The sequence below is a fragment of the Citrobacter sp. S-77 genome (assembly GCF_963864895.1).
GTDB classification, from domain to species: Bacteria; Pseudomonadota; Gammaproteobacteria; order Enterobacterales; family Enterobacteriaceae; genus Citrobacter; species Citrobacter murliniae.
In genome coordinates, this window is sequence record NZ_CAWLWU010000002.1 from 4,346,534 (window position 1) to 4,358,728 (window position 12,195).

At 51.4% G+C, this 12,195-nt stretch carries 11 protein-coding genes; 5 read left to right on the forward strand and 6 right to left on the reverse strand.

Going from position 1 to position 12,195, the window contains the following annotated elements:
- Nucleotides 1–108: 108 nt before the first annotated feature.
- The 6 genes from rng to csrD form a co-directional block, all read right to left on the reverse strand.
- The gene (gene rng / locus AACS05_RS21275) at nt 109–1,578 is read right to left on the reverse strand and encodes a ribonuclease G (protein ID WP_003828822.1); all 1,470 of its coding nucleotides are present in this window, start codon (nt 1,576–1,578) and stop codon (nt 109–111) included.
- Nucleotides 1,568–2,161: a Maf family protein gene (locus AACS05_RS21280; RefSeq protein WP_045448181.1), complete on the reverse strand. Its 594-nt coding sequence runs from the start codon at nt 2,159–2,161 to the stop codon at nt 1,568–1,570. Before AACS05_RS21280 ends, rng begins: the two co-directional genes overlap by 11 nt.
- A gap of 7 nt (nt 2,162–2,168) precedes the next feature.
- Nucleotides 2,169–2,657, reverse strand: coding sequence for a rod shape-determining protein MreD (mreD, locus tag AACS05_RS21285; protein WP_003025196.1), 489 nt, complete (start codon nt 2,655–2,657; stop codon nt 2,169–2,171).
- Complete coding sequence (gene mreC / locus AACS05_RS21290; protein ID WP_045448184.1) at nt 2,658–3,680, reverse strand: rod shape-determining protein MreC; 1,023 nt, start codon at nt 3,678–3,680, stop codon at nt 2,658–2,660.
- Nucleotides 3,681–3,744: 64 nt separating this feature from the next.
- Complete coding sequence (gene mreB / locus AACS05_RS21295) at nt 3,745–4,788, reverse strand: rod shape-determining protein MreB (protein ID WP_000913396.1); 1,044 nt, start codon at nt 4,786–4,788, stop codon at nt 3,745–3,747.
- Between the two features lie 305 nt (nt 4,789–5,093).
- A complete protein-coding gene (csrD, locus tag AACS05_RS21300; RefSeq protein WP_045448201.1) occupies nt 5,094–7,034 on the reverse strand; it encodes an RNase E specificity factor CsrD in 1,941 nt (646 codons plus the stop codon).
- Nucleotides 7,035–7,259: 225 nt separating this feature from the next.
- On the opposite strand from csrD, the gene acuI reads away from it, so the two are divergent.
- From acuI to accC, 5 genes are all read left to right on the forward strand, one after another.
- A complete protein-coding gene (gene acuI / locus AACS05_RS21305) occupies nt 7,260–8,234 on the forward strand; it encodes an acrylyl-CoA reductase (NADPH) (protein WP_045448204.1) in 975 nt (324 codons plus the stop codon).
- Nucleotides 8,235–8,351: 117 nt separating this feature from the next.
- Complete coding sequence (gene msrP, locus AACS05_RS21310) at nt 8,352–9,356, forward strand: protein-methionine-sulfoxide reductase catalytic subunit MsrP (RefSeq protein WP_045448206.1); 1,005 nt, start codon at nt 8,352–8,354, stop codon at nt 9,354–9,356.
- On the forward strand, nt 9,357–9,956 hold the full coding sequence (gene msrQ, locus AACS05_RS21315) for a protein-methionine-sulfoxide reductase heme-binding subunit MsrQ (RefSeq protein WP_045448208.1): 600 nt from the start codon (nt 9,357–9,359) through the stop codon (nt 9,954–9,956).
- Nucleotides 9,957–10,348: 392 nt separating this feature from the next.
- Nucleotides 10,349–10,819: an acetyl-CoA carboxylase biotin carboxyl carrier protein gene (accB, locus tag AACS05_RS21320; RefSeq protein ID WP_045448210.1), complete on the forward strand. Its 471-nt coding sequence runs from the start codon at nt 10,349–10,351 to the stop codon at nt 10,817–10,819.
- Between the two features lie 10 nt (nt 10,820–10,829).
- Nucleotides 10,830–12,179, forward strand: a complete 1,350-nt coding sequence (accC, locus tag AACS05_RS21325) for an acetyl-CoA carboxylase biotin carboxylase subunit (protein WP_045448212.1) — start codon at nt 10,830–10,832, stop codon at nt 12,177–12,179.
- Nucleotides 12,180–12,195 lie beyond the last annotated feature (16 nt).

Sequence of the window (12,195 nt, forward strand, 5' to 3'; positions counted from 1 at the left end):
CCTCTCCTTGTCTGCCAAAAAATGTGACTCACAAACCTGAAGTGAATCTTGCCGGATGGCAGCGCTTGCGCCAAATCCGGCCTACAAGCACTGACGCCGCAGGCCTGCTCACATCATTACCACGTCAAACTGCTCCTGGTTATAGAGCGGCTCGACTTGTACTTTGACCTGTTTGCCGACAAAGATTTCCACTTCCGCCAGCGCATGTGACTCTTCACCTTTCAGAGTCTCTGCCACTGCCGGAGAAGCATAGACCAGGAAACGATCGGAGTCGTAAGCATGATGCACGCGCACAATTTCACGCATGATTTCATAGCATACGGTTTCTACCGTTTTCACCGTGCCGCGCCCATGGCAAGTTGGACACTCGTTACAAAGCACATGCTCCACGCTTTCGCGCGTACGCTTACGCGTCATCTCCACCAGCCCCAACTGTGAAAAACCGTTAATGCTGGTTTTTACGCGGTCCTTACTCAGGGCCTGCTCCAAAGAGTGCAGCACCCGACGACGGTGATCCTCATTATTCATGTCGATAAAATCGATAATGATAATGCCGCCCAGGTTGCGCAGACGCAGTTGACGCGCAATGGCCTGCGTCGCTTCAATGTTGGTATTAAAGATAGTGTCATCGAGATTACGATGTCCAACAAACGCGCCGGTGTTTATATCAACAGTGGTCATCGCTTCGGTCTGATCGATAATCAGATAACCACCGGATTTCAGCTCAACTTTACGTTCCAGCGCGCGTTGAATTTCATTTTCAACATCAAAGAGATCGAAAATAGGCTGCCGTCCACTGTAGTGTTCCAGCTTGCTGGTCATCTCCGGGATGTATTCCGCGGTAAACTCCAACAACGCTTCATAGGTCAAACGGGAGTCCACTCGGATTCGGTCAAGCTGAGCATCAGCAAAATCGCGCAGTACACGCTGCGCAAGCGCCAGTTCGCCGTACATCTGATAGCGCGTTTGCGGACGCTTTTTGCGCTCCATAACTTTGGTCCAGACGCGCTTCAGGTAAGCGGCATCGGAGGCCAGATCCTCTTCGCACACACCTTCTGCCGCCGTGCGAATAATAAATCCGCCCTGCTCATCGCAGTAATCCGCCACCACTTTTTTCAGACGTTCACGTTCGGTTTCACTTTCGATACGCTGGGAAACCCCAACGTGTGATGCACCAGGCATGAAAACAAGGTAACGGGAAGGAAGCGTGATATCCGTCGTCAGACGGGCGCCCTTAGTGCCAAGCGGATCTTTTACCACCTGCACCATCAGGTCTTGTCCCTGGCGCACCAGCTCGGAGATGTCGCGCACAGTGAACTGCTTTTGCTCTTCACCTGCCACACATTCTGTATGTGGCATGATGTCTGAAGCGTGAAGAAATGCGGCTTTATCCAGTCCAATATCTACAAAAGCCGCCTGCATACCCGGAAGTACACGACTTACACGACCTTTGTAGATATTGCCTACGATTCCGCGTCGCGCCTCACGTTCAATATGAATTTCCTGCAGAATTCCGCCATCAATGTACGCCACGCGCGTTTCCGATGGCGTTACGTTTACCAACAATTCAGCCGTCATGTTTATCCCTTTTCTCACGCAGTGCGTTAAAATTGCTCAGCAACTCATACGTTTCTACCAGCGGTAAGCCGACTACGGCGTGATAGCTGCCATTTATCTTCCTGACAAAACAGCCACCCAACCCTTGAATACCGTATGCACCTGCTTTATCCATAGGCTCACCGCTGGCAACATAGCCCGCAATGTCCTCATCAGTTAGTGCTCTGAATGTCACTTCCGTTACAACCAGGCAGTCCAGACTGTGCTGGCGATCGGCTAACGCCACTGCCGTCATGACCTGATGTGTTTTGCCTGACAGCTTGCGCAGCATCGCTGCAGCATGGGCGGCGTCATGCGGTTTTTCCAGCACTTCGCCATTCAGAATAACAATGGTATCTGCACCCAACACCGGCAGATCACGAAGAGCCAACGCAACGCCTGCCTGCGCCTTCTCCCGCGCCAGACGAACAACATACTGCTGTGCGCTTTCTTGCGAATGCCGCTGTTCCTCAATCCCGGGAACCAGCCGCTCAAATTTCACACCAAGCTGAGTCAACAGTTCCTGCCGGCGTGGGGAACCTGAAGCCAGATACAGAGTATTCATATCAACCTTATTGCACCGCAAACTGCTGGCGGACTTTACGCATCAGTAAGAATAACCATGGCCAAAGCACACCGTTTACTACACTACTCCAGAACACTTCGGGTCTGAAAGAGACATTGATCACTAAAAACTCGGCCCAGAAAACAATAATATCCACGACCAGTGATAGCAACATGACCACCAGCGCCTGTTGCCAGAGCGCGAGGTTACGGAATAGTTGGAATTTCAGCGCGACCAGATAAGCAATGATACTCATCGACAAAGCCCGCACGCCAAGCGTGGAACCACTAATGAGATCCAGTATGGCACCCACCACAAATCCTGTGCCCACATTTACGCGATGCGGCAGTGCCAGGATCCAATACAGCAGGATGAGCAGCACCCAGTTTGGCCGGAAAACAAGAATGTCATCCGGCCAGGGCATGACTTGCAATAACAGTGCAATAAGGAACGAGAGCCAAATTACCCAACGTCCCTGGCTACGATAGCTTGCCACTTACTGCCCTCCCGGCTTACGCGGAGAAGGTACTGGCTGCGCTGTATTCGCAGGTGCAGGAGTAACACCTGTTGCCGGTGCTGGAACAGGGGCTGGTGGGCCCATCGTATCCGGCGACGGCAGCACCTGAGGCATCATTTGCATCAGACGTTCATTGGCTACGCGGTGCACTTCCTCCGGAGTCATCGGATTTGCACCATTACGGTCGGCTCCCCACAACAGCAACAGGTAGCGCAAACGCTGTAAACCAGCAGTCGGACGCGCCTGAATCACGGTGTAAGCACGTTGGGTGTCCAGCTTAACGGAAGAGACAACGGCGACCGGATACCCTTCAGGGAAACGTCCGCCCAGGCCCGATGTGACCAGCACATCGCCAACACGAATATCGGTATTGGCTGGCAGGTGTTCGAGCTGTAGATCGTCCGTGCAGCCGTTACCGGCAGCAATCACACGAATGTCGTTACGCAGAACCTGGATCGGCAACGCGTGGGTTGCATCGCAAATCAACAGTACGCGACTGGTCAGTTTTGCCACGGCAACGACCTGACCCACGACACCTTTATCACTGATTACCGGCTGACCTTCGTAAACACCGTTTACGCTCCCTTTATCGATCACAACCTGATCGCTGTAAGGGTCATTAACCGTTGAGATGACCTGCGTCACCATCTTTTGTTCATCCTGACGCAGCGGCGATCCCAGCAGCTCGCGCAAACGCGCGTTCTCCTGTTTATATTGCCCCAGCATCAGCAACTCGCTGTTTTTCAGCAGCAGTTCCTGGCGCAGCGCCCGGTTTTCAAGTTCGAGTTGGTCACGCGAAGCCAGCGTTTGCGACACGCCGTCGAGTAATTCACGGGGACCATTAGAAATAAAGTAGAAAGGACTGACGGCGGTATCCATGTACGTTCGGATTTGGCTAAACGTACCCAGGCGGCTGTCGGCGATAATAACGCCGAGCGCCACCAGCACCGCCAGAATAAGGCGAATCTGTAGCGACGGGCCACGGCTAAAAATTGGCTTCATAGGCTATGCGTATTCTCGTGTCAGTGCGGAAGGGCAACCTGTTGGCCACCCTACCTGCATCCGACTACTCTTCGCTGAACAGGTCGCCGCCGTGCATATCAATCATTTCCAGCGCTTTGCCGCCGCCGCGCGCCACACAGGTCAGCGGATCTTCAGCAACAACAACTGGAATACCGGTTTCTTCCATTAACAGACGATCAAGGTTACGCAGTAATGCGCCACCGCCGGTAAGCACCATGCCGCGTTCGGAGATATCAGACGCCAGCTCTGGCGGGCACTGTTCCAGTGCAACCATCACCGCGCTCACGATACCGGTCAGCGGTTCCTGCAGCGCTTCCAGAATCTCGTTAGAGTTCAGGGTAAAGCCACGTGGAACACCTTCAGCCAGGTTACGACCGCGAACTTCGATTTCGCGTACTTCATCACCCGGATAAGCAGAACCGATTTCGTGCTTAATACGTTCTGCGGTAGCTTCACCGATCAGAGAGCCGTAGTTACGACGCACATAATTAATAATGGCTTCGTCGAAACGGTCACCACCGATGCGTACGGAAGAAGAGTAAACCACGCCGTTCAGGGAGATAACTGCGACTTCAGTGGTACCACCACCGATGTCCACAACCATAGAACCGGTTGCTTCGGAAACAGGCAGACCCGCACCGATCGCTGCCGCCATCGGCTCTTCGATCAGGAACACTTCACGCGCACCTGCTCCCTGAGCGGATTCACGGATCGCACGACGTTCAACCTGAGTTGCTCCAACCGGTACACATACCAGTACGCGCGGGCTTGGGCGCATGAAGCTGTTGCTGTGCACTTGTTTGATAAAGTGCTGGAGCATTTTTTCAGTCACGAAGAAGTCAGCAATAACGCCATCTTTCATTGGGCGAATTGCAGCAATATTACCCGGTGTACGACCCAGCATCTGCTTCGCATCATGACCTACTGCGGCCACGCTTTTCGGCGAACCGGCACGATCCTGGCGAATGGCCACAACAGAAGGCTCATTCAATACGATGCCTTGTCCTTTTACATAAATAAGGGTATTCGCGGTACCCAGGTCAATGGACAGGTCATTGGAAAACATGCCACGAAATTTTTTCAACATACTAAGGGATAATCCTGAAAGCTGGGGCGGAAAACAAAATCCGCTTACTTTACCAACCACACGCAGCAGCGACAAGGCGGAAAAATCATCTGCTACGGTGAAAATTAGTGCAGTTCGTTTCCTTTGTTACAAAACCGGCCTGAGTCCATCAGGGCTGAATAAATCAGCAGCAATCCTCGCCTCATTTGCAACCTGTCAAAGGTCATTCACCTGCATGTTTGCTGTTACAACCTGGCGGGCAGACAAGCACACCCCCAGAAGGCACAGCGCGCGTTATTCTACGTGAAAACAAATTAAACGGCAGGTTAAACCGAATATCTTTGCGAATATTTTTTCACGTTGGTGTCAAGTGGCTGTGATGCGGCAAAAAAATCACCTTGTCCACCCGAGACTCCACGTTCGGTCAACGTACGCCACTCGCTACGCGAACGAACACCGGTGGCATAAACCAGCGTGGGTGTTCCTGAACAGGCTTCCACCAGACTCTGCACAAGAAGCTGATTTTCCGTTCGCTTATCAATATTTCTTACCAGGCTTGGATGAAGTTTCAATAATTCGACATTGAGTTCTTTTATCCAACTGGTGCTAACCAGTGTTAAACCTGCCTGCGTAACGGCGATACGAACACCCAGCGCATCCATCAATCGAATCACAGGCTGTAACCGGCTGATATGTTGACAGACATCCGCCTCCGCAAGTTCAATAATTATGCGTTTACGCAGCGATTTTTCGCACTGCATCAGCGTATCACGCAACCAGCGCTGAAAACGCGGGCGAATAAGCGACTCTACTGTCGCCTGCATCGCCAAACTTTCCTGTGGCCAATAGCCCAATAACAAGATCAGACGGCTAATCTGCAAGCGGTCATATTCTTCCGCCAGGCCAAATTGCAGCACCATCGGCATATATTCTGCCGAGATGACCTCTTCGCTCCCATCAAAAATGCGGCACATTAATTCCCGATGGTGCACCCGCCCTTCACATGTCACAGCAGGTTTTTGGTAAATTCTCGGACCGCCCCGGCTGAGCATCTGTTCTATAAGCGTTCGCCAGCGTACATTACCCCGGCCTTTTTCGGGTAGAGAGTCGTCATAGACTGACCAACTGTTCCCACCTTGCAATACCGAATTACGGGTTGCCGCTTCGGCGTGATCCATAACCTGTTCAGTGGATTGACCGCTGCGGCAAACGCAAATGCCAATATGAATCATATCGGCACGATCGATCATTTTGTTAGTCGGAAGTGCGTCTACCGCTTTTAACAATTGCCCGGCGATACTTTCCGCTTCTTTTAACGTGCGGTGCGGCAGCAAGATGGCAAAATCACTACGATGGTAGCGTGCCAGCAGCGCTCCCGGATAGCGCATAATAAAGGTCGACAACAAATTGATGAGCGCGGAGATTTGTTCTTCAGCAAGCTCAACTCCCCAACTATCACGCAACAGGGTAAAGTCCGGCAGACGAACCATCATCACAACCCCGTGCGATCCTACTTTCTCTTGATCTTCCAGCAGCGTCGCCAATTGGTTATCAAAGAACAGCCGGTTGCTAAGCCCGGTTTTTGTATCCTGCGCAACATAGGATCGGATCAGCGTATCCAACCTGCTTCGCTGCTCGCGGGCGTTCTGAATTTCGGTAAGCAGCATATCAAGCGCACTACTGGTACGCGCAGGCCATTCATAGACTGTACCCCGGACGTTCGGCCCTCGTTCACCGTTCAGGATCCGCGTTGAACGAATCTCCAGCAGCTCCTGTCCGGAAAGCTGACGCTGAAGCCAGCGTACCGACAAGAATAGCATCAGGATAATAAAACCAATCGATAGCGTGAGCGGCGCTGTCGTCATCAGCGAATGGAAATAATTGCCCATTGGATCCTGATAGACCAGACGCAGCGACATCCCAGGATGCTTGACCAAAGGAACCGTGATATCGCGATAGAGATTGTTCGTCCCTGCAGGGCGATAGCTACTGGTTCGGGAATGGCGATAAACAATATTCTCACCCTGAAGCAACTCAACGCGGACGATATCGACGGAGATCATTAACTCATCTATTTGCGGCGTTAAAGAAACAGCATCTTTGGAGACAAGATGGGTGTCAATCGCCGTCGCTACGGCCTGGACGCGGGCGGTGAACTTGTATTGAATCGCGTTGTAAAAACTCAGTGAGCAGCCAATCAAAGTCACGAAGATCGTTAACCCGGTAAGCAGCGTCACAAAAGCTGAGAATTTCGTCGTTAATCGCATCCTTGTGTTAACTCCGACAGTTATGAATCAAGCGTGAAAATGAAAAAGCGACACGAAAATGCGAAATTGAACGCGAAATCCGTCAATTTACACAAATAATGTGGGCATACTACCAAATCAGGTATTTCTGGCAATTTATTGCGCAGAATCGGCATCATGTTTTGTTTAGCGAGTATAGTCTTCATAAATAATTTTCCAATCCACTATATGAATTGAGGACAGGTTATGCAGGCTTTGATCTTAGAACAGCAGGACGGAAAAACCCTCGCATCCGTTCAACCCCTCGACGAAAACCAGCTACCGGAAGGCGATGTGACGGTGGATGTTCACTGGTCGAGCCTGAACTATAAAGACGCGCTGGCCATCACAGGCAAGGGTAAAATTATCCGTAATTTTCCGATGATTCCTGGTATCGATTTCGCTGGCACCGTTCGCAATAGCGAAGATCCCCGTTTTCATGCAGGCCAGGAAGTCTTGCTAACCGGCTGGGGCGTGGGGGAAAACCATTGGGGTGGACTGGCAGAACGTGCACGCGTGAAAGGTGACTGGTTGGTTGCTCTGCCAAAAGGACTGGATGGCCGTAAAGCCATGGTCATCGGCACCGCCGGTTTTACCGCCATGCTGTGCGTAATGGCGCTTGAAGACGCCGGTATTCGCCCGGAAGATGGCGAGATTGTTGTCACCGGCGCCAGCGGTGGTGTGGGCAGTACTGCCGTCGCGTTGCTGCATAAACTGGGTTATCAGGTTGCGGCGGTATCCGGTCGCGAAAGTACGCATGACTATCTGCGTAGCCTGGGCGCCAACCGAATCCTCGGTCGTGATGAGTTTGCTGAATCTCGCCCGCTGGAAAAACAGCTCTGGGCCGGTGCGATTGATACCGTTGGCGACAAAGTGCTGGCAAAAGTCCTCGCTCAGATGAACTACGGCGGCTGTGTCGCTGCCTGTGGTCTGGCCGGCGGTTTTGCACTCCCAACCACAGTGATGCCATTTATTCTGCGTAATGTGCGCTTACAGGGTGTTGATTCCGTGATGACGCCCCCGGCTCGTCGTGCGCAAGCCTGGCAACGTCTGGTCAATGACTTGCCAGAATCATTCTATGCGCAAGCTGCAACAGAAATCACTCTGGCTGATGCGCCAAAGTTTGCCGATGCCATCATCAATAACCAGGTGCAAGGCCGCACATTGGTAAAGGTACGTTAAGCTGTCGCAGATAAAAACTTACATTTAATTAACTATTTTTTTATACACATTGACGGACTCCCTGCCATAGTAACTACGCGCCAATATGAGTCATCGCGCGTATGCCGGGAGTCTATCATGAAGAAAATACGTCAATTTACCGAAGCCGATGTAACCGCAGAATCGGCTTTTTTTATGCAGCGCCGCCAGGTGCTGAAAGCACTGGGTATCAGTGCCGCCGCATTGTCTTTGCCTTTGTCTGCACAGGCTGACCTTCTCAGTTGGTTTAAAGGTAATGACCGTCCACCCGCACCTGCTGGTAAACCGCTTGATTTCAGTAAACCTGCTGCCTGGCAAAATACGCTTCCTTTAACACCAGAAGATAAAGTGTCTGGCTATAACAATTTTTATGAGTTTGGCCTGGACAAAGCAGACCCGGCAGCCAACGCTGGCAGTCTGAAGACCAATCCCTGGACGCTGAAAATCAGTGGCGAAGTGGCCAAGCCCTTAACACTCGATCACGATGCACTAACCACTCGTTTCCCGTTGGAGGAACGTATTTATCGGATGCGCTGTGTAGAGGCCTGGTCAATGGTCGTGCCGTGGATTGGCTTTCCTTTACATAAGCTGTTGGCACTGGCCGAACCCACCAGCAATGCAAAATATGTCGCTTTCGAAACGCTCTATGCGCCGGATGATATGCCGGGACAGAAAGATCGCTTTATTGGCGGGGGGCTGAAATATCCCTACGTTGAGGGACTGCGCCTTGATGAAGCCATGCATCCGCTCACGCTACTCACCGTAGGTGTTTATGGTAAGGCGCTTCCCCCGCAGAATGGCGCACCGATCCGCTTAATCGTGCCATGGAAATACGGTTTTAAAGGCATTAAGTCGATCGTTAGTATCAAACTCACACGTGAACGCCCACCGACGACCTGGAATATGGCCGCACCTGATGAATATGGTTTTTATGCCAATGTGAATCCACATGTCGATCATCCTCGCTGGTCGCAAGCGACTGAGCGTTTTATTGGTTCAGGCGGGATTCTGGACGTACAGCGACAACCTACGCTGCTATTTAACGGTTATGCCGATGAAGTCGCCTCGCTGTATCGCGGCCTCAATTTACGGGAGAACTTTTAAGTGCGCCTGACTGCAAAAAACATTACCTGGCTGAAAGTGTGCCTGCATCTTGCCGGTATTTTACCTTTTGTCTGGCTCTTTTGGGCGGTAAATCATGGGGGATTGAGCGCCGATCCCGTTAAAGACATTCAACACTTTACCGGTAGGACAGCTCTGAAATTTTTACTGGCGACCTTGCTGGTCGCGCCGCTGGCGCGCTACGCTAAACAGCCATTATTGATACGTACTCGTCGCCTGTTAGGGTTATGGTGTTTTGCCTGGGCTACGTTGCATTTAACCAGTTATGCCCTACTGGAACTGGGCATTAATAATCTTGCACTGTTAGGACGGGAATTAACAACGCGTCCTTATTTGATGTTGGGCATTATCAGTTGGGTCATATTATTTGCCCTCACATTAACGTCAACACAGGCAGCACAGCGAAAACTGGGAAAATATTGGCAGTTCTTACACAACTTCGTCTATCTGGTGGCGATCCTGGCGCCTATTCATTACCTGTGGTCGGTAAAGATTTTATCTCCACAACCGATCATTTACGCAGCGCTCGCTACCGTGCTTTTAGCCTGCCGTTATAAGAAGTTCCGCCAGTGGTGGCGGTAGTTTCACGATATGTGCAGTGCGTTGCAAAACACAGACGAACCCATGTTCTTTACATGCCAACGGTTGATTATCTTCCCTGATAAGACCAGTATTTAGCTGCCAATTGCTACGAAATGGTTATAATGTGCGACCTTGCTTTCCCCGAGAGCGTTTTTACACCGCTGAAAGGGTGACAATCGCGCATTGAAGGTATATTTTGTTTTTTACCCGAAAATGGCAGAAGATAGCCACACAATGACTGACAAGTCATGAAATCTCATTTAATGGTTGCGGCACGCAGTGCAACGCCAGAGATGCGTGGCATCTTGTCACCAACAGTTATTCAAATGCTATACAGACGGCGATAAAACGCCTGTCACAATCTCACTAAACAAAGAGTACGGAACCCACTCATGGATATTCGTAAGATTAAAAAACTGATCGAGCTGGTTGAAGAATCAGGCATCTCCGAACTGGAAATTTCTGAAGGCGAAGAATCTGTACGCATCAGCCGTGCAGCGCCAAATGCAGGTTTTCCAATGATGCAACAGGCTTATGCTGCACCAATGATGCAACAACCTGCTCTGTCTAACGCTGTCGCTCAGACTGCAACTCCAAGCATGGAAGCCCCAGCCGCAGCGGAAATCAGTGGTCACATCGTACGTTCCCCGATGGTTGGTACTTTCTACCGCACCCCGGGTCCTGACGCCAAACCGTTTATCGAAGTGGGTCAGAAAGTAAATGCGGGCGATACCCTGTGCATCGTTGAAGCCATGAAAATGATGAACCAGATCGAAGCCGATAAATCCGGTGTGGTGAAAGCGATCCTGGTCGAAAGTGGTCAACCGGTAGAATTTGACGAGCCGCTGGTCGTCATCGAGTAACGAGGCGAACATGTTGGATAAAATTGTTATCGCCAACCGCGGCGAGATTGCCTTGCGTATTCTTCGTGCCTGTAAAGAACTGGGCATCAAGACCGTCGCTGTGCACTCAAGCGCGGATCGCGATTTAAAACACGTATTACTGGCAGATGAAACGGTCTGTATTGGCCCGGCTCCATCTGTAAAAAGTTACCTGAACATCCCGGCTATCATCAGCGCCGCTGAAATCACCGGCGCGGTGGCAATCCATCCGGGTTATGGCTTCCTCTCTGAGAACGCCAACTTTGCTGAACAGGTAGAACGCTCAGGCTTTATCTTCATTGGCCCAAAAGCCGATACCATCCGCTTGATGGGTGACAAAGTGTCCGCCATTACTGCGATGAAAAAAGCTGGCGTACCAACCGTTCCCGGCTCTGACGGCCCGCTGGGCGATGATATGGACGCTAACCGCGCTCATGCCAAACGCATCGGCTATCCGGTAATTATCAAAGCTTCCGGCGGCGGCGGCGGTCGCGGTATGCGCGTTGTACGCGGCGATGCTGAACTGGCCCAATCCATTTCCATGACGAAAGCTGAAGCGAAAGCCGCTTTCAACAACGACATGGTTTACATGGAAAAATACCTGGAAAACCCACGCCACATCGAAATTCAGGTGCTGGCAGACGGTCAGGGTAACGCGATTTATCTGGCAGAACGCGACTGCTCTATGCAGCGTCGTCACCAGAAAGTGGTCGAAGAGGCGCCAGCACCTGGCATTACTCCGGAACTGCGTCGCTATATCGGCGAGCGTTGCGCCAAAGCGTGTGTTGATATCGGCTACCGTGGAGCGGGTACTTTCGAGTTCCTGTTCGAAAACGGTGAGTTCTACTTCATTGAAATGAACACCCGTATCCAGGTAGAACATCCGGTTACCGAAATGATCACTGGCGTTGACCTGATCAAAGAGCAGTTGCGTATTGCAGCAGGTCAGCCGCTGTCTATCAAGCAGGATGAAGTTATAGTTAAAGGCCATGCGGTAGAATGCCGTATCAACGCCGAAGACCCGAACACCTTCCTGCCAAGCCCGGGTAAAATTACGCGTTTCCACGCACCGGGTGGCTTTGGTGTGCGCTGGGAGTCACATATTTACGCAGGCTACACTGTCCCTCCGTACTATGACTCAATGATCGGTAAACTGATTTGCTATGGCGAAAACCGTGACGTGGCAATTGCCCGCATGAAAAACGCCTTGCAGGAACTGATCATCGACGGCATCAAAACTAACGTTGATCTGCAGATCCGCATCATGAATGACGAGCACTTCCAGCGTGGTGGTTCTAATATCCACTACCTGGAGAAAAAACTCGGACTTCAGGAAAAGTAAGCACGCGTTAACTGAA